Raw genomic sequence first — 24,377 nt, 5'->3', positions numbered from 1 at the left:
TGAGAAGGGTGGGGATCATTAATACACCGAACCAACCGATGTATAAACGATTGTCTGTGCTGGTGATCCAGCTACAGAACTTTTCCCATACGTTGGCGTTTTCACGCTGTTGTAAGGTAGTTGTCATAATTATTTATGATTGCTGTTATGTATGTATGAAATTTTCGAGGTACGGTGGTGCAGGTGTTTATTTATTTTCCTGCCCCGTTATTAATAATATAGCTAGTTTATTTTGTTTTGTAAAGGGGTGTTAAGGATAGTGTTGTTTAACTAAGTTATAAGTTTTGTTTATAAAATTTGCACATCACAATATATCTTAAAAAGTCAAAACTAAATGAATGAATTTTAAATATACACAAATTCCCCACTATCTACAATTTTAAGATGTATGTTAGAAACCCTAGACCTAAGCCTTTTTCTCCACAAAGATGCCTATAATACACAGCTAGAAGCACTGATGCGACAGTTACGATCGCTACAGAGAGCTTGCTGGCAAAAAAAATTACCCGTGCTGATAGTTTTAGAAGGTTGGGCCGCTGCTGGTAAAGGTGCTCTAGTTAAACAAATAGTGGGAAATATGGACCCACGAGGATTTGTGGTTCATCCAATTTGGCCTGCTACAGCACAAGAACGACAATATCCTTTTATGTGGAGGTTTTGGCAAAGACTTCCTAGAGCGGGACAAATTGGATTTTTCTATCATAGCTGGTACACTCATGTCCTGGAAGAGCGATTATTTAAAAGAGTTTCAGAACCAGAAATTCCCATCAGATTAGGACAAATTAATGCTTTTGAACGTCAGATGGTCGATGATGGCGTGGCGATCGCTAAATTCTGGATACATCTGAGCAAAAAAGAATTGAAAAAGCGTTTAAAAAAAACTGCTGCTGATTCTTTAAAAGCTTGGCGTGTCAGAAGTGAAGACTGGCAACAAGCAAAAAATTATAAACAATATACTGCTTTTGCCGAAGAAATGCTGATTCATACTAACACAGAATTTGCTCCCTGGACATTGGTAGAAGGAAACTCTCAACGTTGGGCAAGAATTAAAGTGCTGACAGAAATGGCCTCAACTTTGAACCAAGCTTTGGATAGACTGCTTATGCAGGCCGCACCACTCAGAAATCCTCTTCAAGAACAACTCAAATCAAGGGAACCAGATTTTTTAGCTGAAGTAGATTTGACCCAAAGCTTATCTCCAAAGCAGTATAAAAAATCTCTACGGCAGCAGCAAGTGCTTTTGAATAAACTGCAATTGGAAATTTACAAACATCAAATCCCTGTGCTGGTCATGTTTGAGGGTTGGGATGCTGCGGGTAAGGGTGGGGCAATTAAAAGATTAACGGATAATTTAGACCCTCGTAGTTATGTAGTTAATGCTTTTGCTGCACCAACGGAGTCAGAAAAATCCTATCATTATCTCTGGCGGTTTTGGAAACAGTTGCCAGAAGCAGGAAATATTGGTATTTTTGACCGCAGTTGGTATGGTCGAGTTTTGGTGGAGCGGGTGGAAAGATTTGCTACGGAGTCAGAATGGCAACGTGCATATCAGGAAATTAATGAGTTTGAGGGACAATTGACCAGCGCAGGTTATGTTTTGGTCAAGTTTTGGTTACATATTAGTCAGGAGGAACAATTAAGGCGATTTACTGAACGGCAAAATGACCCATTTAAGCAGTATAAGCTTACAGAGGAAGATTGGCGCAATCGAGAAAAGTGGGAAGTTTATGAAGTAGCTGTTAATCAAATGGTTCAGCGTACAAGCACGGCAACTGCACCTTGGACTTTAATTGCGGGCGATAATAAGTATTATGCTCGTGTTAAAGTAATCCAAGCAGTGACGGAAGCAATTAACGCTCAACTTAAGTACCGATAAAATAAGTTGATTTTTATTTTTGGCTTCGCTGAAATAAGGTATGAAACTGATGAGTGAGTAGGTATTAATAGTAAGTAAAAATAGAGCTTCTCTTTTAACTACTAACTAATGACTATTAACTACTGATTACTGACCACTAAAAATTATACAATCATTCAGCAACGCCTTATTTTTTATGTTATGAGAAAGGCTCCATCAATCAAGTTAGCTGATTAAGCAAACAATCAAACTTTTCTAAGGAAAAAAATAAAAAAATTATGCTGATAATTTTAACAAGAATAGTATTCTTAATACTGTTAATTTGTATAATTAAGTCACTCTGGGATAGTACCGGTGGTGATAAGAAAAACTTGATATCTAAGTTGTTGTTAGTATTTTCAATTATTCTGTTAATACTGGCATTTTATGCACCAGATAGTCCAGTAGGAGCTGCTGTTTTTAGGTTTCTGGCTTTTGCTTTTAAACCACTTGGTTTTTCGATTATACTTTTGATCTATGCCACTACCCTCATATCGAATGGGGGGATAAAAAGTCCAGCTCCAACTCTGATTATTACAGCTTTAATAGTTCTGATAATTTCTAGCTCGCCAGTATTTGCTGTATGGGCAGCTCAACAAGCAGAAGAAGATGCTATAGAACTTGTTTCTGTATCAGCTTGTTGTGACGAAAAAGCAGATGCAATTGTATTATTAGGTCAGGGAACAACTCAGCCAGTAATACCAGACAGAATACAAATTCAGCTTACTAAAACAGCAGAGCGAATTATTTACGCATCTCAACTATATAAGAAAGGTTTAGCTCCCTATATTATAGTAAGTGCTGGTCCGAGAATTGGAGATGATAATAGTACAGTTGAAGCTGTAGATATCAAGAAAATTTTAATTGAATTGGGTGTTCCAAGACGGGCTATTATTCTAGAACCAGATGGAAGGACTGTCTATGAAAGTGCAATTGAAACAAGGGATATTTTGGATGCAAGAGGTTTAGACCCTACAGTTATTCTTGTTACTTCTGCTGTTAATATTCGTCGTGCTAGTTTAACTTTTACTGATATAGGGATGAGGGTTATTCCAGCTCCAACAGATTTTAATACTGTAAATCCTTATGAAGATTCTTCCTATCGTTTTGTACTAGCAGATTTTCTACCCAATGCTCAAGCACTTTTACTAACTACAGAAGTTTGGGAAGAATATTTAGCTTTATTTTACTATTTCTTACGCGGTTGGTTAGCTCCTGGTTTTTGAGGAAGTATTTTCATCTAATTATATTGTTGTAAGCATTTCCTGCGGAATTCTGCCCAAACAGCTATTAGCAGTCAGCGCTTCCCTGCGGGATGCTACGCAAACAGCTATTAGTAATAAATAATTACTTCTCAGGTTTGACAAGGGAACCCATAGCAGTAACTTTTTATTCTTTCCTCAATTTCAAAGGTTGCTTTTACCTTCCCCAAAATTAATTGCTGAAGCACTAATAGCTGACCACTGAATGCTTACGCATTGTTGTTGCTCAAACAAAATTTATAGCAGTGCGTTTTGGTATATTTACAAATTGCAGGAACTGTGTGAAGCGCTATACAAAATCTAAATTTATGCCCCTCAAAAATTTTGAATAGCAGAGGGGCATTTTTATTATATTTAATAATGATTTTGATGATAATTTTTTTAAAAAAATTAACTAAATAATCAGTAGTGAATTTACCTTAATCTTCTTCAAAAGATATTATTTCTAATGGGTCATAATTACTAGAGGATGTAGTTGTTGGATTGTTCTGTGAATTAGAAGGAGAAGCAGGAGAAGCAGGAGAAGCAGGAGTAGATGGCTGCTGATTTATGCTTTTTTTACCACCTGGCACTAAAAAAGTAACAATCAACCAAACACCTAAAAATATAAATAATAATATTCTCACAAAATCTTGTCCGGGAGGTGCTGTTGGCGGTTTCTTTTTGGGAGATTCGAGTTTGACTTTAATAGATTCAGTTTCGATAGTGTTATCGTCTTTTACATCAAATGAAAGAGAAAATTGCTTGCCCATATCTGTTATTCCTATTGTGGCAAATATTATGGTTAAGATTTAAGATAATTTTAGTAATATTTTGAGTTTAATTTCAGACAAAATTATTTAGGAGTCATATATTTATCTTTTCCTTTATAGATTTAATACCTCACAATTCACCCTCGGTGTCTCCAATTGGTTGGAGTTTGTAAACGCAGAACTGCAACTTTTTAGTATCCCTATCTACCTTTTTTCTTCTTCAATTGATACAGCTCATTTTTAACAAGAACTAACATTTTTTTCATTGATTTTTAATTTAATTTTTTTTGTATCTTTAAACTATACCAGTGGAAGGAAAGGTTAGGACAGATCAAAAGCTTAAAACTCAGACATAGCCTGATTTTTCCTCCTCTGATAGATAACTAAACGCCTTTTTCCTTCTTCCTTCTTCCTTCTGCTATATCTACAATCATAACATTATCTAAAATCTAAAATCACTACTATGCCTCAATCTTGTCAATTACGACTTCAAAAATTAGCCTCCTACTTACGTCCCCACTGGAAAAAGTCATCATTAGGAATTTTTTCTCTACTAATAGTCAATAGTTTAGGAATCTATATTCCCAAATTAATTAGTCAAGCAATAGATGATTTAAAAGTAGCAACCAAAATTGATGAATTTTTATACTATGTAGTAGCAATTATAATTTTTGCCTCCATTATGTGGGTAATTAGAATAGTATCGCGCATACTCATATTTGGAGTAGGGAGACAGGTTGAATTTGACCTCAAACAAAAGATTTTTAATCGACTCTTAAAATTAGAACCATCCTACTTTAGTAATAATACAATAGGAGATTTAATCAACCGCGCCACAAGTGATGTTGATAATATCCGTAGACTATTAGGTTTTGCAGTATTAAGTATTAGCAATACAATTTTTGCTTATGGTTTAACTATGCCAGTTATGCTTTCTATTAATGTGCGGTTAACTCTATTAGCAATTTCTGTTTATCCTATCATGCTAATACTGGTGAAAATATTTAGTAATAAATTGCAGAGTCAACAATTAGCTGTGCAAGAAGAACTTTCTAATATGAGCGATTTGATTCAAGAGGATATGAATGGTATTTCTCTAATCAAAATTTATGCTCAAGAAGAAAATGAGCGACAAGGTTTTAGCGATTATAATCAGCGACTTTTAGAGGCCAACTTAGAGTTGGCTAAAACTCGTAATATTCTTTTTCCTATTCTAGTTAGTTTAGCCAGTTCAAGCTTATTAATATTGCTAATGAATGGATCGATCTACCTAGAAAATGGTGAATTAACAGTTGGTAATTTTGTAGCTTTAATTCTTTATGTTGAGCGTTTAGTTTTTCCCACCGCATTACTAGGTTTTACCATTACTGCTTATCAAAGAGGGGAAGTAAGTATTGACCGCATAGAAGCTATTCTCACAGTTGAACCAAAAATTAAAGACCATGAATCACCTCTAGATTTTCCAAAAGTAGTAAAAGGTTGGGTAAAAAGCCAAGGATTAACATATACTTATCCCGGTAGTAAAACACCAGCTTTAGACAACATTAATTTTCTGATTCAACCAGGAGAAACTATAGCTATAGTCGGATCTATTGGTGCTGGAAAATCAACTTTAGCCAATACATTACCTCGACTTTTAGATATTAATATTGACCAACTATTTATAGATGGCTATGACATAACTCAACTAAAATTAACAGATTTACGACAGGCGATCGCCTACGTTCCCCAAGAAAGTTTTCTCTTCAGTACAACAATTAAAAATAACATCCGTTATGGCGACCCATTAGCTGAACAAATAGAAATAGAAACTGCTGCTAAACAAGCACAAATTCACGCAGAAATTCTCAACTTTCCCCAACAATATGAAACTATAGTTGGAGAAAGAGGGATTACTTTATCAGGGGGACAAAGACAAAGAACAGCATTAGCAAGAGCCTTATTAGTTGATGCTCCAATATTAATTTTAGATGATGCACTTTCCAGCGTAGATAATCAGACAGCAACTCATATTTTACAAAATTTATCAACTGGAACTCAAAAGAAAACTGTAATTTTTATCTCTCATCAAATGTCTGCTGCTGCTACTGCTAATAGAATTTTTGTCATGGATAAAGGGAAAATTGTACAAATTGGAAATCATGCAGAATTAGTAGAGCAAACTGGATTATATCAATTACTTTGGAATCAGCAAAAATTAAAGCAGTTATTAGAATAGAATTCAGGAGTCAGGAGTCAGGAGATGTAAATTATAAATCTTTGATTTTACATTCAATAAATACCACTCCATAATTGATTTAACGTAGTTTATTAAATTATCTAATTGTTGATATACTTTGAGGGTGGATTGATTTTTATATTCATTTAAATAGCATATATTTAAACTCCGCTTTTAAAGGCGGGGTTTGAGTCTTTTACTGTTATTATAATATAACTATATTTTTTGAATTTGGTATCATACCAATTGGAAAAAAGAATGTTACGAATAATACGAATAATAAGTGCGACCACAAGATTTTGCCGGAAATGTCCCTTTGACAAAGCGGTCGTTAGCGTAGCTTCCCGTAGGGTGGGATGGCGTTAGCGCAGCGGCTCTGTCAAGAGCGGGTTCCCTCGCCATCCCTCGACCAAGAGAGCGGTGCGACTCCGCGACGATGCCAGTCGCACCTTGTAGCGCACCAAGATAAAAAGAGGATTTACGACCTAAAAACTGGTATTGAAGCCATTCCCATACGACTCCTGACTCCTAAGAAATAGCCTAGCTATTTGTAGCAAACATTTATCAAGTTGATATAATTCAATTAAAATTCAAAAACAAGAAAGGAGAAAATTATGCTGGCAACTGAGCAAAAATATTACTCTACTGAAGAGTATTTAGAACTGGAAGAAGCAGCAGAATTTAGAAGTGAATATCGTCAGGGGGAAATAATTCAAATAGTTGGATGCACGCCAAATCACAATTTAATATCTCTCAACTTTAGTTCAGCGCTGAAATATGCACTAAAAGGTAAACCATATCGAGTATTTATGACTGATTTACGTTTATGGATAGATGAATCTAAACTTTATACTTATCCAGATGTAATGGTTGTTAATACTCCATTAGTCTATGCTGAAAATAGACGAGATACTATTATTAATCCTCTGATAATTGTAGAAATATTATCAAATTCTACAGAAAGCTATGACCGAGGAAAAAAATTTGAGTATTACCGAAGTATGAATAGTTTTCAAGAATATATTTTGATTGACCAATATAGGAATCATGTAGAATAATTTAGCAAGACTGAAGAAGGAAAATGGTTATTATCAGAATTTAGTAATCCAGAAGATATTTTGTATTTAAGTTCTGTTGAATCTGGAATATCTTTACAGGATATTTACGAAGAAGTTGAATTTGAGGAGTAGGAAGTAGAGAGTAGGGAATAGGGAATAGAAAATCAATGGAAAAATTGAGAAAATCTCTGTAGTAATTCCATTTATGATCAAAAAATTATCTTTTCTTTTGCGGGTTTAATACCTCACCATCAACGGAGGTGCTGAAAATTGTTTGGGGTTTGTAGACACTAAGTGGCGCGTCGAAGACTACCCTTAACGAATTCAGAAGTTAGAAGTTAGAAGTTAGATAGGAGGAACCGTCGGATTGGCGACGTACAGAAGTTACTTTTGTAACGGGGATTTGAGCAAGTCTCCAAAAACATTTCGCCTTAAAAGGCGGGGTTTTAAACCCAATTATTTTGATCAGCAATTTTCCCTTTCCGTTTGTCATGCTGCGCAAACAGCTCCCGCTGCCTTCTTCAATTACAATTTGTCAAATATTCTGTCCAAACATATCCTGTAACTGGTTCAATAATCTTCACCCAAAATAAACCTTCGATACCATCGGCAGTTTCTAACTTTACTGTATCTCCATCATCAACTGTACCAACAATATTACCATTAGGTACTTCTCGGACATTCAGAACAAGACGTTCATTTGTAGAAAAACTTGGCATTGATACTTCACAACTACCACCAGCAGCTAATAAAAACTTATCATTTTGTTCAGTTAAAATTTGATTTGATATTTGTGATTTATATGCAGCATGGGATGTATTAGTAGAGAAAATTTTTACACCCAAGAAAAAAAGGAAAATTAGAGAGATGATAGTTGAAAATTGTAGCTTAATATTCATTGTTAATCACAAGATAATAGTTCAAGATTAGTAGATAAATAATAAAATAAGTAAAAACTTAAGCCTAGAAAAATTTTGCTGATACCTAATCAATTTATTTTGTCTAATTGCTATTTTATGGAAATATTACTCTGCCTCTAAAACCACTGCTGCTTCTCAAAATAAATACTGAACCTTCTTTCTCAACTTTCATACTAGCTCTTCCTCCATTGCTAATTTCTACGCTATAAGTTCCATCAGTAGGAAATTCTCTCATAGAGAACTGAGTTCTTATAGAACCATCCCATTCAATATCAAATTCTACACCAGTATTACTTTTAGTTATTTTAACATCGCAAGGTCCTGAAGCCCTAATTCGACCATCAAAATCAACTAAGACACAAGCAGCACGCTTTTCTTCAGTTTGAGCCTGAGTTTTATTATTAAAACCAACCAGGCTAACTAAAATAATAGGCAGTGCCAGAATTATCATCAATTTATTCAGCAGAAATAATGGTTTATTCATTTTAAATTAATTAAATTTGACTGGATATTTTATGTTATACTCTGTCTAATTTAAGTGAGATTAATAACTGAAAATAAAATTTGTAGTCTTCAACTGAACTTAGACTTCATATATAGCATCTTTATTTGAGATGTAAACTCAATATCCATATTTAGCAAGTCTTTCAAGACCCTAGAACTTTACGAATCATTTGAAAACACAAACACTAGATAGTAAAAAATTATTACAGCCAAAATATATATAATAATTTTAAAATAATCTTACTAGGAATGGAAATAAAATTAATAAAAATTAATCACTAGATATGCCCGAAAAATAATATCATATAATCTTGATATAGCAATTCCCAAAAAGCGTAAGGTACAAAATTTTAGGCTTGAGGGAACACCGGATCTGGGAACAGGGAACAGGGAATAAAAAGACAAAAAGATAACTGTACCTCACGACCTTGGGAAACGCTATAAAAAACTATAGCAATCCTATTTTATTCGTGTCAAAAATCTTACTGCTTTTTAGGGAACACTTAACTGGGAACACTTAACTGGTAAGACTTTCAGCTTTTTTATTGACTTTTTGATTTGTCACGACCTATTTAGGATTGCTATATTTTATAGAAATATGGGAATTTCTACTCAAATTGTAATCCAGCATTTATCAACCTTTCTTAAAGAAGACTTATTGTTCTAATTTTCTGTTCCTTAAAAACCAAATATTTCTATTTTATCCCTAATAAAAATTGCTATAGCAATCCTATTTTATTCGTGTCAAAAATCTTACTGCTTTTTAGGGAACACTTAACTGGGAACAGGTAAGAGTTTCAGTTTTTTTATTGACTTTTTGATTTGTCACGACCTATTTAGGATTGCTATATATAGTTAATATTGAGTTCAATCACAAACTCACTCGTAGAAAATTAAAACATAGAACATTATGAACTACCGCATTACTCTACTCCCTGGTGACGGCATTGGCCCTGAAATTATGACAGTGGCGGTAGATGTCCTAAAAGTTATTGGCAACCAATTTAACCTTAACTTTGAATTTCAAGAAGCTCCTATCGGTGGAGTTGCTATCGATGCTACAGGAGAACCCCTACCGAAAGAAACTCTCGAAAAATGTCGCAATAGTGATGCCGTACTCTTAGCAGCGATCGGCGGTTACAAGTGGGATAATTTACCGCGCCATCAACGACCAGAAACTGGATTATTAGGACTACGGTCCGGATTAGGATTATTTGCTAATTTACGGCCAGCTAAAATTTTGCCCCAATTAATAGATGCTTCTAGCCTCAAACGAGAAATTGTTGAAGGAGTGGACATCATGGTGGTACGAGAATTAACAGGTGGAGTATATTTTGGTATGCCCAAGGGTGTATTTGAGACAGAGACAGGAGAAAAGCGCGGTGTTAATACGATGGCCTATACTGAGTCAGAAATTGACCGTATTGCTAAAGTGGGATTTGAGACAGCTCAAAAACGTGGCGGTAAGTTGTGTTCGGTAGATAAAGCGAATGTGTTGGAAGTGTCTCAGTTTTGGCGCGATCGCATGACTCAAATGTCCTCGGAATTTCCAGATGTGGAGTTATCTCATCTATATGTAGATAATGCTGCGATGCAACTTGTTCGTTGGCCAAAACAATTTGATACTATTGTCACAGGAAATTTATTTGGCGATATTCTCTCTGATGCTGCTGCGATGTTGACAGGAAGTATTGGGATGTTACCTTCGGCGAGTCTCGGTGCTTCTGGTCCAGGAGTATTTGAACCCGTTCATGGTTCTGCTCCAGATATTGCGGGTCAAGATAAGGCGAACCCTTTGGCACAAGTCCTGAGTGTGGCAATGATGTTACGTTATGCTCTAGAGCAACCTGCTGCAGCAGATAAAATTGAAGAAGCGGTGTTGCAAGTATTAGATTTGGGTTATCGGACTGGGGATATTATGTCCGAAGGAATGAAACAAGTCGGATGTAAAGAAATGGCAGAGGTTTTGTTGAAAGTTTTGAGTTAAGCAAAGATATAGGGTTAAAGAATTCAGAATTCAGAAGTCAGAAGTCAGAAGTCAAAAGTTGTTTTTGTAATGGGGATTTAAGCCACCCCCGAAAACATTTCGCCTTAAAATGCGGGGTGGCGCGACCCAATTATTTTGATAATTTTCCACTATAGCGCTATATAATTACCAGGACTAAGCCAAACTGAATAGCTAATACCAAATTCAAAAAAGGTCGTTACATTATTAATCTCTAAATTCCCACCAGCAGATAAAACCACTGTAGCAATATTTTATGAAATTGGTATAACAGCATTGGCTTTCCTTTCGACTTGAACAAATAGGAATAAGGAAACAAATTATGACAACAAATGAAGAGCAAATTATCGGAGCTTCGGAATACCTGAAAAGAACTATGGGTATTTCTTCCGCTCCGTTTGAAGCATATCTTAATTATGGGTATGCGTTGCTCGCTATTGCTGGAGCTGATGGGGATGTCCCAGAAGCAGAGATGAACTGGTTAATAAATCATCAACGAATGGTTGGCGCTCCTGAAGAAGCAATAGAAAAATACAAAGAATTTGACTACAAGAATGCCAAGTTGGAAGACCTGTTGCCCAAGATCAAAACAGATGTTCCTACTTGGTCAGCACCAAGAACATTGCTTTATCATGCCATTAAAATGTCTCGGGCCGATAAAGATTACGCAAAACAGGAGCAAGAAGCTGTAAAAAAAGCGGCTAAATTGTTGGGAGTTGAAGATGATATTACTCTATCTCTAAATATATTAGTAGAGATGGAAGAAAAAGTTGAGAGTATGCTGAAGGCACTGATCCATACTGAAACATTATAGTTAGGCGAAATTATTAGTCAGTATTCTAGACAGCAGGTTTTTCGGAAAAGGAAAAGCCTGCTTTTTTGGCGTTGCATAAATGCGCTTGGGATTTTAATAGTTTTGTGGGAGTGGAATGGGCATCTTGCCCGTTCCTGATATTTTCACTCCTTGGCAGGATACCCACCCCACTTATAGAACCCCCGATCGTATCTTCATAAATATTAATTTAGCTAGGAGACAGGAGACAGGAGACAGGAGACAGGAGGTAAGATGTGAGGAGAAATAATACAAAAAATTCAACACTCCTTCAGATGATTTTTCCTCACTCATTGATGCGCGAAAAGACTTGACTACCATAATTATATAGCTATCAAATGGGTTCTATATTCATCCCGCCCCTCAGCAATGTCACTTTTTTTTTATTCAAATAACTCATATTTACAAGTCTATATACACTAAATATCTCTAAGAAAAGAGGGAACAGGGAACAGGAAAAATAATTGATAATTTATAGAGATAATCTCCTACTATAGCCCTATACACTTAACCAGAAGTAAGGCAAGCTGAATAGCTAACTATAATGGCTTTCCTATACTGACAGTGACGCTCAAAAATTGTCAGTACAGTAAACTCAACTTGAATAAATAGGAAAAGGAAACAAATTATGGCAACAAATGAAGAGCAAATGATCGGAGGCTCAGAATACCTAAAAAGGACTCAGGGTGTTTCTTCTGCTCCGTTTGAAGCATATCTTAATTTTGGGTATGCGTTGCTCGCTATTGCTGGAGCTGATGGGGATGTGCCAGAAGCAGAGATGAATTGGTTAATAAATCATCAACGGATGATTGGCGCTCCTGAAGAAGCTATAGAAAAATACAAAGAATTTGACTACAAGAATGCTCAGTTGGAAGACTTGTTGCCCAAGATAAAATCAGATGTTCCTGGCTTGTCAACACCAAGAATATTGCTGTATAACGCCATTAAAATGGCTCGTGCTGATAAAGATTACGCAAAACAAGAGAAAGAAGCTGTCAAAAAAGCGGCTAAATTGTTGGGAGTCGAAGATGATATTACCCTATCTCTAAATATATTAGTAGAGATGGAGGAAAAGGTTGAGAGTTTGCTGAAAGCGCTAATTCATACTGAAACTTTATAGTTAGTACAATTATTAGCCAGTATTTCAGGCAGCAGGTTTTGAGGAAAAGCCTGCTTTATTAATTCAAATAACTCATATTTGCAAGTCGATATAGACTAGATAGATATAGTTATTTTAAATAAGAATGAGACATTATTTAGCACAATAATTACGAATATTTTCATCAAGAGATGTGTTAATAGGTGAATACATTATAGATATCTTTAATGCACTAAAATCATGCTCTATATCATTTAAATCAGGAGAGTATTTTGGCAAAAATAGTAATTGATGACTCCTGCTTCTCCTAATTCTCTAATCAGATTTTTTCTATGGATTGGTGCATTATTCATAATTAGTACATTGGGATTTTTTAATGATGGTAATAAATGTTTATTTAACCAGTGTTTAAACCCCACTGCATTCAGGGTTCCTTGAAATATAATTGGTGCAATTAAATCTTTTTCCTTTTTTCTTCTCCCGGCTACTAAATTTTCTCTTTTTCCTCGTTTTCCTTCTTGCTCACCATCAACTTTTTTCCCTTTTTTTGACCAGGGATAAATACAGTTTTGATTCTCTTTAAATCCTAATTAATCAAGAAAGAAAAGGCTTTAACTTCCAATTTTTTTGATAAATTTTCGTAGTTTATGATCATATTTTATTCTTTCTTCTCTATTTCTTTATCTATAACGAAGTTGTTTTTTAATAAGAGTAATTTTCATTCTTTTCAACGCATAAAATATAGCTGTAGGATTAACTCCAAATTTTTTAGCTCTGTCTGCTAATTTAGCTTCTGGATTTTCTTTTACATCTTTATTCCAATTCTTTCCAAGTCTGGGGAAATAGAAATTCCTTCTAGTTCAGTTTCTGTAAAGACTTGAGTCTCTACTATTGCGTATATAGCAATAGAGATTTTTTCAACTTTTAAAAATGTAAAAATTAATAACTGCTCAGGAGTCAGATTTTTCTGGTCTGGCAAATAGAAATGACCTGTAGTTCAGTTTCTGTAAAGACTTGAGTCTCTACTATTGCGTATATAGCAATAGAGATTTTTTCAACTTTTAAAAATGTAAAAATTAATAACTGCTCAGGAGTCAGATTTTCCTGGTCTGGGAAATAGAAATGACCTGTAGTTCAGTTTCTGTAAAGACTTGAGTCTCTACTATTGCGTATATAGCAATAGAGATTTTTTCAACTTTTAAAAATGTAAAAATTAATAACTGCTCAGGAGTCAGATTTTTCTGGTCTGGCAAATAGAAATGACCTGTAGTTCAGTTTCTGTGAAGACTTCACCTTATACTATTGCGTATAGCACAATAGCTAATTTTTGGCTTTTTAAAAAAAAATTATTAAATATAGGACTGTATATGTATGTGGAAAAAAATTGCCGAACATATCACTCAAGTAACGGCCGAAAATTTTGAAGTTACTAACCATTCTTCAGTTGGAGGAGGTTGCATCAACAGTGGTTATAAACTCACCAATGGCAGTCGCAACTATTTTGTCAAACTTAATCAAGCTTCCCAGATAGCAATGTTTGAAGCAGAAGCTTTGGGGTTAAAGCAAATGTGGGAAACTCAGACTATTCGAGTTCCAAAACCCTTATGCTCTGGAACAGAGGGAAATAATTCTTATATAGTCTTGGAATGGCTAGACTTAGGTGGTCGCGGTCAGGAGAAATCTTGGGAAGAGATGGGAGGTAACTTAGCAGCTTTACATCACTATCAGGGTAAAAGTGAATTTGGTTGGGACATCAACAATACTATCGGTTCCACAACCCAGATTAATAATTGGAATGCAGACTGGGCAGAATTTTGGGCAGAAAACCGCATTGGTTATCAGCTCAAGTTAGCAAAACGTCGGGGTGGTACTTTTACTCAGGGCGATCGCCTACTAAAAATCATTCCAGAATTATTGGCAGGTCATCAACCACAACCTTCTCTGGTTCACGGTGATTTGTGGGGAGGAAATGCTGGAGTAACTGTGGATGGGGAACCAGTAATTTTTGACCCGGCCACTTATTGGGGCGATCGCGAAGTTGATATTGCCATGACTGAATTATTTGGTAGTTTTCCCAGTGCTTTTTATCGTGGTTACAATCAAGCCTGGCCTTTAGATGACGGTTATCAACAACGTAAAACTCTTTATAATTTGTATCATATTCTCAATCATTTTAATCTATTTCGTGGTGGTTATGCTTCTCAGGCAGAACGTATGATTCAGCAACTTTTATCATAAGTTTTCTACTCAATAGATAGTAATTTTTGGGTATTATTGCTAACAGAAATACTCTAATGTACAAATGTCACTCACCGGATTTATTTTCTTTTTGTTGAGCTGGAATTAGCTCTTGAATTGGCTTTACCCATTCTGGTAATCCATCTGGATATAACTTTTGAATTTTCTTAGCTAGAGTAGTTTTACCAGCGCCACCTTCTCCAATAATTATTAATTTGGCTTCATAGAGATAATCTGTTCCTTCTTCTTTCTTCCCTCCTGACTCCTGAGGACTGACTCCTGAGGACTGATTCCTGATTTATGACTCTTCCGTGCTGAGAAGTCCCCTCCAAATCAATCCAAACTGCATATTAAATCAGTAGTCAGAAATATTGATAGAATGACTGAAAATATAGCTTTTGAATAGAATCTGGCAGAGGTAGATTCTGGCAAAAGCTAGAATTAAATACATAGAATTAAAAATCTCATGACTTTGGCCCAAGCACTGGAACAAGAGTGGAAAACCAAACTTCAGGAAGACTACCCAAACCATAGCTCAGATGTCCACAAAAGTATTATTTGCTGGCTATTGGGGAATAATCCTAGTCGCTTAGACGAGCTGACTCCTACTCAAAGGGCAATGGCATCTAAAGGGAGAGAGTTTCTTTATCGAATTCTAAAACAAAGATATTTGGACATTCCGCCAGAGCGAGCTTATCGAAACTTACTGCAACGCTTGAGTGGCCTAGTGATGCTGCGACAAAAAATACGAGCATGGGTAAATACCAGTCGCGATCGCCAACGAAGTGTAATAGATGTCCTACAGGAAGTGATCCAAGAGATGCTCAATAGCGATCGCTACCTACAGCAACAAATGGCCAAAATCAGTGAATGTACAAAAAATCCTAATCTCCGCAACTCTCTATTATTAGCCAGTGTAGAAGAATATTGTATTAGACCGATTCGCAATCAGCCATTACTGGTATATAGATTTGTTAATTATCTACGTCGAACTCAAAGAGGTGGCCTAACTCAAGTACCTGTAAAAGAATGGGTTAAATTAATCTCGGAAGATATTAGTCCTGGTGATACGGAAGACCGAGTGAGTTTGTTGGATGCTGTAGTGACTTCAGGGTATCAAGATACTGAAGAAATGGAGCAACAACATTTACTTCGCTCTAAAGTCCAGGAGGAATTTGAGAAATATTTGGTGGAAAAAGTTGATTCCAAGGCAGCAGAATGGTTAAAGCTTTATCTTCGAGGCAATACTCAAGAGGAAATTGCTCAAGCTTTAGATATGCCTATCAGACAAGTATATAGGTTACGAGAAAAGGTCAGTTATCATGCAATTCGTGTTTTTGCGGTTAAACAACAACCAGAATTAGTAGCTAGTTGGTTAGAAATTTCTCTGAATGAGCATGGCTTAGGTTTGACTTCTCATCAATGGCAAGAATATTGGCAAAATCTTAATCCTCAACAACGTCATTTAATTGAAGGCTTAAAATCAGGTACCAGTTTAGAGGAAATTGCTAAACACTTAAACTTGAGAATTAACCAAGTTGTTAGTGAATGGACTAAACTATACTTATCTGCTCAATCCTTACGAAATAGTTCTTAGCTCCCATCAAGACTAAGATTGTAGCTAGGATAATTTAACCAAGATTATTCAAATATTAATTGAGTCTGTAAATTTTTAGGATAATATATTGTTAATAAGTAGCGTATAAAATATTTAAGTGTTTAGATACTTGGACTATGTAATTGGCGCATTTAGTGTAATTTTTTTAGAAATCTTTTGCACATGGTAAAACTACACCAATATATATGGTAACTGCTGGATTTTACTATTTTTCTATTAACTCAGCTTCAATAGCTCTAGTGAAGACGGTTGTTGCCTATTGTAATCCCGGTCGTTAAATAGATGATTTCTATTAGTTTCAAACCAACAACTCAATAATGCCCGCATACAACAAAAATAATGGGGAAAAGCAAATGGATCATCCCCATACATTTGCTCTAATTGATAATATATTACCATTTGAAGCCTGTCTACACTATCAAATTTTACCTCTATCTATAGAGGGTAGCAGAGTCAGACTTGGTGTCGTTGACATTAAAGATTCTTCTGCTACAAATTATGCTCGCCGATTATTATCTTACTTAAATTGTTCCCTGGTAATGGAAGAAATTTCTTCTGAGTTTCAGAGGTCAATATTATCATCTTATTTAAACTATATTGGTTATCAAAAATCTGTAATTTCTAGTTCTTATCAACCTAAATTACCAAAGAATAATCATAAACAAATTGATAATAATCAATCTACTAAAAAAGAAGAAAATCAGCAACTTTCTGAGCAAAAGAAGACAACAAATCAAGAAATTTTAACTAAAAAAACTCAGGATTCACAACAGCAAAAACTTCAACCTCAAGCTCAAAAATTATCACAAAATCATTTATGTGATATTTTAGAATTATTACTACCTAAATCTCAAAAATCTATCTGTTTAGAAGCTATAGCTAATTTAGAGCCTAAAAAGTTATTAAGAGAATTAATGGTAAGTGTTTTAGAGTCAGGAATTGGTAGACTTTATTTTGAGCAACAAGAATCACAAGGAAAAATTCTTTGGAGTCAAGATGGAGTTCTCAAATCTGTAGTTGAAAACCTAGAACGAGAAAAAATTGAAGGTGTTATTAACGAACTTAAAATTCTGACAAAAATGAGTTCAATTCCCATTAAAAAACCTCGACAAGTAGAGATTGAAAGAATTTATCAAAATAATCATTTACTATTACGTTTGAGAGTGATGCCAGGAGCTTATGGGGAACAAGCAACACTACAGGTATTAAGAGGAGCTGCTTTAAAATTTTATCAGCAGCAAAAGCTCTACTTATTGAGTCAAGATACATTGAAATTAGGCAAACAATTACAAATTAAAATCAATCAAATTTATTGTCGTCAACATCTAGCTCCATTTCAACTAAATAGCTTGTTAACTTTGCAGAACTTACTGAATAATGTTGAACATCAAGTTGAATGTATTATTTCTCAACAAAATAATCAAAATTTATAACCTACATTCCGCACGACAAAATGTAGCAACCGAAGAAGGAGTCAGGAGACAGGAGACAGGAGACAGAATTTTAGAAGAAAATCATAGCTGCCGTGATTGAGTAATCATAACAGTAAGTATTTATCCTTAATTAGGGATTGCTGATTAAATTTCAAAGCACTGACAGATATTGGTAAGTGCCTTTTTTTGCCTTTAAAAAGTGCAAGGTTTTCGGTCTAAAAAGATCATGCATGCTAATATTTTGGGATGATTATGGCAGAAAAATCTTGGGACAATTTTTACGACTACTTCCTCTATAATTTCCATTTCTCCTGTCTCCTGTCTCCTGTCTCCTGTTTCCTGTCTCCTACACCTACACTCATACTTTCAATACGCAAACCCTAATTATTTACTCGGAATTTGATGAACGAAAAAAGTAATATAAGATGATTTGCATAGTATAAATACTTACCACGCTACGGGTTCATACACTACTTTTAATGTTACAAATTGACGTGCGGAATGTGGGTTATAAATATGACAGGGAGTAGGGAGTAGGGAGTAGGGAGTAGGGGGAAATTTGTTGTAAGCATTTCCTACGGAATGCTGCGCAAACAGCAGTCAGTTATCAGATTCATTACCTTACCTTGATTTTTTCCTAAATTCTGACTCCTGACTCCTGAGGACTGACTCCTTCTTCTATACTAGAACAGGAACCTCTAGTGGCCACCGATTTACTGTTTTGCCAATTACTGCCATTTCCTGCATTAACCGGTCGAATTTTTCAGGTGTCAGAGATTGAGGGCCGTCAGATAGAGCTTTTGCTGGGTCTGGATGGACTTCAATCATCAGAGAATCTGTCCCTGCTGCAATAGCAGCCATTGCCATTGCCGGTACATATTCAGCCCGACCAGTACCATGACTAGGGTCAATCATAATTGGTAAATGAGTAAGCGATCGCAACACTGGTATTGCTGAGAGGTCCAGGGTATTACGAGCATACTGACGGTCAAATGTACGAATACCCCGCTCACAGAGAATTACATTTGGATTTCCAGCAGCTAAAATATACTCTGCAGCCATTAACCAGTCTTCAATAGTTGCAGCCATTCCCCGCTTCAAAAGTACAGGTTTGTCTTGGGCACCTACCTTTTTTAATAGAGAGAAGTTTTGCATATTACGGGCACCCACTTGTACCACATCAGCAACTTCAATCAATTTTGGTAAGTCAGCAGCATCCATTACTTCTGTGATGATACCCAGACCAGTTTTTTCTTTAGCTGCAGCTAATAGACCTAAAGCACTTTCACCATGTCCCTGAAAAGAGTAAGGAGAGGTACGAGGTTTATAAGCTCCTCCGCGCAAAAACCTAGCACCCGCAGCTTTGACCCGTTGGGCTGTTTCTATAATCATCTCTTCATTTTCTACCGAACAAGGGCCTGCAACTACAACTAAGGGGTGATGAAGACCGAAAGTTACAGGTCCATCAGGAGTAGATACTACTACTTCACTTGCTTCTCCATGGCGATATTCTAAACTTGCTCGCTTATAAGGACGTTCAACCCGCAGCACCTGTTCGATCCAGGGACTTAGTTCTTGTAGTTGTAATGGATCGAGGTCTGCAGTATCTCCTACTAAACCGATGACAACTTTATAGCGTCCAACAATTTTTTCTGGTGTTAGACCCCAATTAGTTTTAAGGTCATTACAAAGACGGTCTATTTCAGTTTCTGGAGAACCAACTTTTGTTACTATAATCATTTTTTCTTTTGCGGTTAAATTTAGATGTGAGTTAAACTACGGTTATTTTGACAATACCTTGTTAAGCTTGACTTTTACCTGTTTCTTAACAAATCCGATATAATTTCAAGTTTGCTCTGTGGAGATAATATTTTTGCGTTTCAATCCATAATTTTTTTGGGAAGATTAAAATCATACTAGAGACGAGGTTTTCTCAGGTGCATCTCAATATTTGCAAAAATCCTTTTTTCCTATATATTCCCTGTTGCCTGTTGCCTATTGCCTGTTGCCTAAAAGCGATAAATTTTTGGCTTTATTCAAAATTGAGATGCACCCGTTTTCTCATCTCTATAACTATTAATCATAGATGGAAATTAGCTTTTTTATTTAGCTTCTTTCCTGGCTTCTTTAACCCGTTGAAAGTTAGTTTTTAGTTCTTGCAAACCCAATAAACTACCTTTTCTATCTTCATCCCAAGAAGCGGAAAAAAGACCATAACTCAAACCAATAACACTTAAACCAAAAAAGCCTATACTAACGAGCAAAACTGCTTGGTTTGGTAGTATCAAAATATCATTCGTAATAATAAAGTAGCTAATAACAAAGGTTAATAAAGACAATATTAGAGGTGTACCAGAGAATAACACCATACGACTTATCATCCGCCGACTAACTACTTCTGGGATAGAACTGTCTTCTTTAAGTTGTTGGCGTTTTTGATTACTAATGTTTTTCGGCTGACTTTTTACATTAGAAGATTCTTGCTCCTCTACTGTTTTTGTTTTAGGTGAGGGAGATGATTTCTTACCTTGCTTTTTACGGTTTTTAGCAGGTTCAAAAGGTAAAGGTTGACGTGATGGTTCTGAGGACATAAGTCAGCTTCTAACCTCTAATACCAAGGCGAGTAATTAATGTTTTATAACGTTCTTGACTTTGTTTCTGGATATATGATAGTAAGCGCTTACGTTTACCAATCATTTTTAATAGACCTCTTTGGGATGAATAATCTTGCTTATTACTTTTTAAATGAGCACTTAATTTACTAATTTTTTCGGTCAGCATGGCTACTTGGACATCTGCTGAACCTGTATCCGTTTCATGGGTTTGGTATTCACCAATAATTTCTTGTTTACGTTGTTGCTTTAGAGCCATATATTTAACTTCTACTGATCTTTCTCAAAATTACTACAATCATTAACTATATCATCATATATCTGTTCTGGACAATAGACATCTCCGGAAAAGATGGAGTAGGGCAGTAGGTAGGGACGTTGTATGCAACGTCCGTACAGAGTAGGGGGAAAGAATTGATGATTTTTGCGCGATAATTGATTTGATTTTTGATGATCGCCAGATGTCTAGTAGAAGAAGATAAAATTTCAATTATCAGTGAGTCTGAATCTCTTACTAGCTGGGTGGGTTTAATTAAGTGTAAAATTTCGTCATTGCGAGGAGAAACAACGAAGCCATCCTCATTACTTTACTAGATATGCTCTGCAAACTTTTCTCCCCTTGGATGCAGTAGTATTACATTTATTTCTGCTCAGCTATTTAGTATGTTCATTTAATATTTTTTTAAAATTTGGTTTAATAGTCCCACCGTGATCAAAAAATAGGTTGTCCTACTCCCATAATGGTTAAAGATACATATTTTTTAATTTCTTCCCACACTCCCCCACACTCCCTTCCTGGAAGGGGTTAGGGGTTAGTCCCCACACACTCTCTACCATTAGCACCACTACCAAATTGTTGAACTGTAACTTTTTCAAAGCTGAGTAAATCGACTCAACCAACTAATAGCTTCCCTAATCCAATCTTCTGCATTTGTATTTTTGGACATTTTAGCATCTTGACTAACAGCTTGCAATGCCTGTATTACCTCTTGACCTGTATATCCCAAAGCTAACAAAGTCATTTCTACTTCTTCTTGAATAGCGGGCAAAACTCCCACAGGTACTGATGTAGTTAAGCCAGCATCATGTCGCCACTCGGCCAATTTATTTTTTAATTCTAAAGCAATACGTTCTGCAGTTTTCGGGCCTACTCCTGGAGTTTTGGCTAAGACACGAGTATTTCCCCCAACAATAGCTTGGACTAAATCTGGTAATTCTAAAGTATTTAACAAAGCGATCGCTAATTGTGTCCCAATACCACTCACACTTACTAACTGGCGAAATAAATCTCTTTCTGCAGAAGTACCAAAACCGTACAATAACATTTGGTCTTCTCGTATTTGTTGGTGAGTAAAAACTTTTATTTCTTCTCCTTGCTGTAAATTTTGAGTTAACCTTGGCAGAATTTGTAGCTCATAACCTACTTGATTAACTTCTAAAATTAGAGTCACACGAATACCACTACCTTTTTGAACATCAGCCACTTTCCCTTTCAGATAATTAATCATAAAAATTCATTTAAAGTTATTACAAAATGTAAGCATTTCCTGCGGAATGCTGCGCAAACAGCTATTAGCTGTGAGCTGTCAGCTCTCATGAGGGGGTTTTAATGAATATAGACTGTTTCAGCCAGCTTTTATAGCAAGTATAAATTCTGACTCAATTAGTAAAGCTTTTATCTAAAACTCAAAGTAATAGTTGACGGTTGAATGCTTACTACAAAATTACATATTAACAACTGCCGAAACATCATTGAACTTACAAAAGTTTTGACTTAATTAGATATTAATTTTTAGGTAATCATTTAGCTCTTAGCAGTCAGAACTGAGTGCAAATAATGAATAATTCCTTCTAATACCATTTCTCCATAAAGTTGTACTTCATATTAAAGATGGGAATAGTGAGTGTAATAAGGTCCGAGCAACAATTATTAAGCGCATTGTTACAGAGAAATGGTATAAAGTTGAAGGAGCGTACCTTGCCACTAACCTTTAATTCTCTCTCAATTTTTCAATTGCTTTTACCTCCTCCTCTGATCAATAGCTGTTTGCGCAGCATTCCGCAGGAAATGCTTAATTTTTTAGAGCTTTTGATAATACAGAAAAGAGATTAAGATTAAACTGTATCTTATTATTCTAAAAAATCGGATAATTTTCATGTCATTGCCAAAATTGCATCTATCCCAATTATTTCCCAACTTAGACCGACAAATTTTAATTCTGGCAATGGGTAGATTATTATCTCAAACTGGTACAGGTTTTACATTATTTTATGCACCAATCTTTTTTGTAAATCAAGTTGGCTTATCTACAACTTCAGTTGGTATTGCCTTAAGCAGCGCTCAAATTTCTGGCATAATTGCTCGTTTTCTTGGAGGTTCTTTCAGTGACTCTCAATTTTTTGGTCGTCGGATAACTCTATTGTTATCATTAATTATTTCGGCACTAGCTTCAATAGTAATGGCAATAGCTAATAATTTTTATATTGTAGCGATCGGTAACTTATTATTAGGATTAGGTACAGGGTTATATTGGCCGGCAATGGAGGCAATTGTGGCAGATTTAGCAGTAGCAACGGAACGCAAAGAGGCTTATGCTGTTACGAGATTAGCAGATAATTTGGGTTTGCAGTTGGGAATTATTTCTGGTGGAATAGTTGTGAATTCTACAGGTGCTTATAGAGCATTATTTATAGTTGATTCTATTTCATTTTTGATTTTTGCAGGAGTTATATATTTAGCGGTTAAAGAAACTTATAAACCAGTTAAATTAAAGCTAAAAATTGAAACAGAGAGGAAAAAAAATACTAATGGCTGGCTATTAGCTCTTAGCGATCGGAATCTAATTATTTTTGTGATGGTGAATGTTTTTTTTACTTTCTACATTTCTCAAATACACAGCACAATACCTTTATATTTAAACAATTTTGTTTCCGGCAATTTTTCACCACTAATTATCAGTTATATATTTACAGTACACACTGCTTTGACTGTTATATTTCAATTACCAGTTGCGAGAAAATTACGAAATTTTAGCCATCCTCAAGCATTAATAATTTCAGCAATATTATGGGGGTTAGGATTTCTCGTCATCGGTATTGCTGGAATAATAGAAATAGGTAATATTTTATTGACTACTTTAGCTTTAAGTTTATTTGCTATTGCAATTATTTCTTATACTCCTTCTGCCTCAGCTTTAGTAGCAGATTTAGCACCAGAATCTTTGCGTGGTATTTATTTGGCAATTAATGCTCAGTGTTGGGCAATAGGATATTTAATCGGACCGCTATTAGGAGGATTGGTATTAGATCGAGCAGAAATTGTGGTAAAAATATTTTGGTTATCAATGGTAATAAGTGTAGGAATTGCTGTTGGTATTTTGCAGTATCTTGACTGCAAATTGATTAGTGAAAATTTGGCTAATACAGAAAGTAATTAATGGTAGAAATATTTCAGTAATCAGAATCAATAATTATTCAGTTATTAATATTCACTGTTGAGTTATTAAATATTTAATCGCACTGCTATTAAGAGTTTTGATATGAGAGCTAACACAAATTGTGGTGAAAATATTTTGGTTAGCAATGATAATAACTGTAGGAATTGCTGTTGGTCTTTAGTCAAAACTATATTAGGAGTATGAGTATTAGATAAAACACAAGTTGTAGTGAAAATATTTTGGTTAGCAATGGCAATAAGTGTGTAAATTACTGTTGGTATTTTGCAGTATATTTACCCCAGATTTATGAGTAAAAATTTGGCTAATGCAGAAAGTAATTAATGGTATAAATACTTCAGCAGTCAGAATCAAGAATTATTCAGTGCAAGAATATTTGTAAGCATTCAGCTATCAGCTTTTGAAAGAAAGAATCAAATAATTACCAAGGTTAACTGAAAGGACTATTTCATTCTTATGTAACTTCTTGAATACTAA

At 35.3% G+C, this 24,377-nt stretch carries 20 protein-coding genes and 2 pseudogenes; 13 read left to right on the top strand and 9 right to left on the bottom strand.

Annotated features, from left to right (window positions below; genetic code table 11):
* Positions 1-127: pseudogene (locus tag F6K18_RS27360) on the bottom strand (photosystem II q(b) protein); the annotation flags it as partial.
* Positions 128-388: 261 nt separating this feature from the next.
* On the opposite strand from F6K18_RS27360, the gene pap reads away from it, so the two are divergent.
* Both pap and F6K18_RS27350 read left to right on the top strand, forming a co-directional pair.
* Complete coding sequence (pap, locus tag F6K18_RS27355; protein WP_287525481.1) at positions 389-1,876, top strand: polyphosphate:AMP phosphotransferase; 1,488 nt, start codon at positions 389-391, stop codon at positions 1,874-1,876.
* Between the two features lie 257 nt (positions 1,877-2,133).
* Positions 2,134-3,120, top strand: a complete 987-nt coding sequence (locus F6K18_RS27350) for a YdcF family protein (protein ID WP_287525479.1) — start codon at positions 2,134-2,136, stop codon at positions 3,118-3,120.
* A gap of 455 nt (positions 3,121-3,575) precedes the next feature.
* On the opposite strand, the gene F6K18_RS27345 is transcribed toward F6K18_RS27350, so the two are convergent.
* A complete protein-coding gene (locus F6K18_RS27345; RefSeq protein ID WP_287525477.1) occupies positions 3,576-3,908 on the bottom strand; it encodes a hypothetical protein in 333 nt (110 codons plus the stop codon).
* A 463-nt stretch (positions 3,909-4,371) separates the two neighbouring features.
* Here F6K18_RS27345 and F6K18_RS27340 point away from each other — a divergent pair, with 463 nt between their 5' ends.
* A complete protein-coding gene (locus F6K18_RS27340) occupies positions 4,372-6,126 on the top strand; it encodes an ABC transporter ATP-binding protein (protein ID WP_287525475.1) in 1,755 nt (584 codons plus the stop codon).
* 614 nt (positions 6,127-6,740) lie between these two features.
* Entirely contained in the window at positions 6,741-7,184 is a 444-nt protein-coding gene (locus F6K18_RS27335) for a Uma2 family endonuclease (RefSeq protein WP_353735192.1), read from the top strand.
* A gap of 521 nt (positions 7,185-7,705) precedes the next feature.
* Here the strand turns inward: F6K18_RS27335 and F6K18_RS27330 are convergent.
* The gene (locus F6K18_RS27330) at positions 7,706-8,083 is read right to left on the bottom strand and encodes an SH3 domain-containing protein (RefSeq protein ID WP_287525473.1); all 378 of its coding nucleotides are present in this window, start codon (positions 8,081-8,083) and stop codon (positions 7,706-7,708) included.
* 115 nt (positions 8,084-8,198) lie between these two features.
* The gene (locus tag F6K18_RS27325; protein WP_287525471.1) at positions 8,199-8,588 is read right to left on the bottom strand and encodes a hypothetical protein; all 390 of its coding nucleotides are present in this window, start codon (positions 8,586-8,588) and stop codon (positions 8,199-8,201) included.
* Positions 8,589-9,518: 930 nt separating this feature from the next.
* Here F6K18_RS27325 and leuB point away from each other — a divergent pair.
* The 4 genes from leuB to F6K18_RS27305 all read left to right on the top strand — a co-directional run bounded on the left by leuB (position 9,519) and on the right by F6K18_RS27305 (position 12,565).
* On the top strand, positions 9,519-10,595 hold the full coding sequence (gene leuB / locus F6K18_RS27320) for a 3-isopropylmalate dehydrogenase (protein WP_287525469.1): 1,077 nt from the start codon (positions 9,519-9,521) through the stop codon (positions 10,593-10,595).
* Positions 10,596-10,935: 340 nt separating this feature from the next.
* Entirely contained in the window at positions 10,936-11,427 is a 492-nt protein-coding gene (locus tag F6K18_RS27315; RefSeq protein WP_287525467.1) for a TerB family tellurite resistance protein, read from the top strand.
* 115 nt (positions 11,428-11,542) lie between these two features.
* Positions 11,543-11,695 (top strand): hypothetical protein, encoded by a 153-nt coding sequence (locus F6K18_RS27310; protein ID WP_287525465.1) that lies wholly within the window; start codon positions 11,543-11,545, stop codon positions 11,693-11,695.
* A gap of 378 nt (positions 11,696-12,073) precedes the next feature.
* Entirely contained in the window at positions 12,074-12,565 is a 492-nt protein-coding gene (locus F6K18_RS27305; protein ID WP_287525463.1) for a hypothetical protein, read from the top strand.
* Between the two features lie 132 nt (positions 12,566-12,697).
* On the opposite strand, the pseudogene F6K18_RS27300 reads toward F6K18_RS27305, so the two are convergent.
* A pseudogene (locus F6K18_RS27300) lies at positions 12,698-13,359 on the bottom strand (transposase); the annotation flags it as partial.
* Positions 13,360-13,915: 556 nt separating this feature from the next.
* On the opposite strand from F6K18_RS27300, the gene F6K18_RS27295 reads away from it, so the two are divergent.
* The 4 genes from F6K18_RS27295 to F6K18_RS27280 all read left to right on the top strand — a co-directional run bounded on the left by F6K18_RS27295 (position 13,916) and on the right by F6K18_RS27280 (position 17,933).
* The gene (locus tag F6K18_RS27295; RefSeq protein WP_287525461.1) at positions 13,916-14,782 is read left to right on the top strand and encodes a fructosamine kinase family protein; all 867 of its coding nucleotides are present in this window, start codon (positions 13,916-13,918) and stop codon (positions 14,780-14,782) included.
* A 466-nt stretch (positions 14,783-15,248) separates the two neighbouring features.
* Positions 15,249-16,379, top strand: coding sequence for a HetZ-related protein 2 (locus F6K18_RS27290; protein ID WP_124144294.1), 1,131 nt, complete (start codon positions 15,249-15,251; stop codon positions 16,377-16,379).
* Between the two features lie 338 nt (positions 16,380-16,717).
* On the top strand, positions 16,718-17,833 hold the full coding sequence (locus F6K18_RS27285; protein ID WP_287525459.1) for a hypothetical protein: 1,116 nt from the start codon (positions 16,718-16,720) through the stop codon (positions 17,831-17,833).
* On the top strand, positions 17,793-17,933 hold the full coding sequence (locus F6K18_RS27280; protein WP_287525458.1) for a hypothetical protein: 141 nt from the start codon (positions 17,793-17,795) through the stop codon (positions 17,931-17,933). The genes F6K18_RS27285 and F6K18_RS27280 overlap by 41 nt, the downstream gene beginning before the upstream one ends.
* Positions 17,934-18,511: 578 nt before the next feature.
* On the opposite strand, the gene aroF is transcribed toward F6K18_RS27280, so the two are convergent.
* The 4 genes from aroF to ruvA form a co-directional block, all read right to left on the bottom strand.
* Positions 18,512-19,573: a 3-deoxy-7-phosphoheptulonate synthase gene (gene aroF, locus F6K18_RS27275; RefSeq protein WP_287525457.1), complete on the bottom strand. Its 1,062-nt coding sequence runs from the start codon at positions 19,571-19,573 to the stop codon at positions 18,512-18,514.
* Positions 19,574-19,935: 362 nt separating this feature from the next.
* Positions 19,936-20,424 carry a PAM68 family protein gene (locus F6K18_RS27270; protein ID WP_287525456.1) on the bottom strand — a complete coding sequence of 163 codons (489 nt, stop codon included), beginning with the start codon at positions 20,422-20,424 and terminating at the stop codon, positions 19,936-19,938.
* A 10-nt stretch (positions 20,425-20,434) separates the two neighbouring features.
* Positions 20,435-20,704 (bottom strand): 30S ribosomal protein S15, encoded by a 270-nt coding sequence (rpsO, locus tag F6K18_RS27265; RefSeq protein ID WP_124144298.1) that lies wholly within the window; start codon positions 20,702-20,704, stop codon positions 20,435-20,437.
* 613 nt (positions 20,705-21,317) lie between these two features.
* Positions 21,318-21,953 (bottom strand): Holliday junction branch migration protein RuvA, encoded by a 636-nt coding sequence (gene ruvA / locus F6K18_RS27260; RefSeq protein WP_124144299.1) that lies wholly within the window; start codon positions 21,951-21,953, stop codon positions 21,318-21,320.
* 648 nt (positions 21,954-22,601) lie between these two features.
* On the opposite strand from ruvA, the gene F6K18_RS27255 reads away from it, so the two are divergent.
* Positions 22,602-23,882 (top strand): MFS transporter, encoded by a 1,281-nt coding sequence (locus tag F6K18_RS27255; protein WP_287525454.1) that lies wholly within the window; start codon positions 22,602-22,604, stop codon positions 23,880-23,882.
* Positions 23,883-24,377 lie beyond the last annotated feature (495 nt).

The sequence above is a fragment of the Okeania sp. SIO2C2 genome, assembly GCF_010692625.1.
Lineage (GTDB): Bacteria > Cyanobacteriota > Cyanobacteriia > Cyanobacteriales > Microcoleaceae > Okeania > Okeania hirsuta.
Note: the sequence above shows the minus strand (reverse complement) of the source record. Positions and strands in the feature narration are given on the sequence as shown.

Excerpts from the sequence above, each read along its gene's own strand:
- F6K18_RS27285 (WP_287525459.1), top strand. The coding sequence starts at position 16,718 with ATGCCCGCATACAACAAAAATAATGGGGAAAAGCAAATGGATCATCCC.
- rpsO (WP_124144298.1), bottom strand. The coding sequence starts at position 20,704 with ATGGCTCTAAAGCAACAACGTAAACAAGAAATTATTGGTGAATACCAA.
- F6K18_RS27350 (WP_287525479.1), top strand. The coding sequence starts at position 2,134 with ATGCTGATAATTTTAACAAGAATAGTATTCTTAATACTGTTAATTTGT.
- pap (WP_287525481.1), top strand. The coding sequence starts at position 389 with ATGTTAGAAACCCTAGACCTAAGCCTTTTTCTCCACAAAGATGCCTAT.
- ruvA (WP_124144299.1), bottom strand. The coding sequence starts at position 21,953 with ATGATTAATTATCTGAAAGGGAAAGTGGCTGATGTTCAAAAAGGTAGT.
- F6K18_RS27290 (WP_124144294.1), top strand. The coding sequence starts at position 15,249 with ATGACTTTGGCCCAAGCACTGGAACAAGAGTGGAAAACCAAACTTCAG.
- F6K18_RS27340 (WP_287525475.1), top strand. The coding sequence starts at position 4,372 with ATGCCTCAATCTTGTCAATTACGACTTCAAAAATTAGCCTCCTACTTA.
- F6K18_RS27310 (WP_287525465.1), top strand. The coding sequence starts at position 11,543 with ATGGGCATCTTGCCCGTTCCTGATATTTTCACTCCTTGGCAGGATACC.
- aroF (WP_287525457.1), bottom strand. The coding sequence starts at position 19,573 with ATGATTATAGTAACAAAAGTTGGTTCTCCAGAAACTGAAATAGACCGT.
- F6K18_RS27330 (WP_287525473.1), bottom strand. The coding sequence starts at position 8,083 with ATGAATATTAAGCTACAATTTTCAACTATCATCTCTCTAATTTTCCTT.
- F6K18_RS27315 (WP_287525467.1), top strand. The coding sequence starts at position 10,936 with ATGACAACAAATGAAGAGCAAATTATCGGAGCTTCGGAATACCTGAAA.
- F6K18_RS27305 (WP_287525463.1), top strand. The coding sequence starts at position 12,074 with ATGGCAACAAATGAAGAGCAAATGATCGGAGGCTCAGAATACCTAAAA.
- F6K18_RS27325 (WP_287525471.1), bottom strand. The coding sequence starts at position 8,588 with ATGAATAAACCATTATTTCTGCTGAATAAATTGATGATAATTCTGGCA.
- F6K18_RS27295 (WP_287525461.1), top strand. The coding sequence starts at position 13,916 with ATGTGGAAAAAAATTGCCGAACATATCACTCAAGTAACGGCCGAAAAT.
- F6K18_RS27345 (WP_287525477.1), bottom strand. The coding sequence starts at position 3,908 with ATGGGCAAGCAATTTTCTCTTTCATTTGATGTAAAAGACGATAACACT.
- F6K18_RS27255 (WP_287525454.1), top strand. The coding sequence starts at position 22,602 with ATGTCATTGCCAAAATTGCATCTATCCCAATTATTTCCCAACTTAGAC.
- F6K18_RS27335 (WP_353735192.1), top strand. The coding sequence starts at position 6,741 with ATGCTGGCAACTGAGCAAAAATATTACTCTACTGAAGAGTATTTAGAA.
- F6K18_RS27270 (WP_287525456.1), bottom strand. The coding sequence starts at position 20,424 with ATGTCCTCAGAACCATCACGTCAACCTTTACCTTTTGAACCTGCTAAA.
- leuB (WP_287525469.1), top strand. The coding sequence starts at position 9,519 with ATGAACTACCGCATTACTCTACTCCCTGGTGACGGCATTGGCCCTGAA.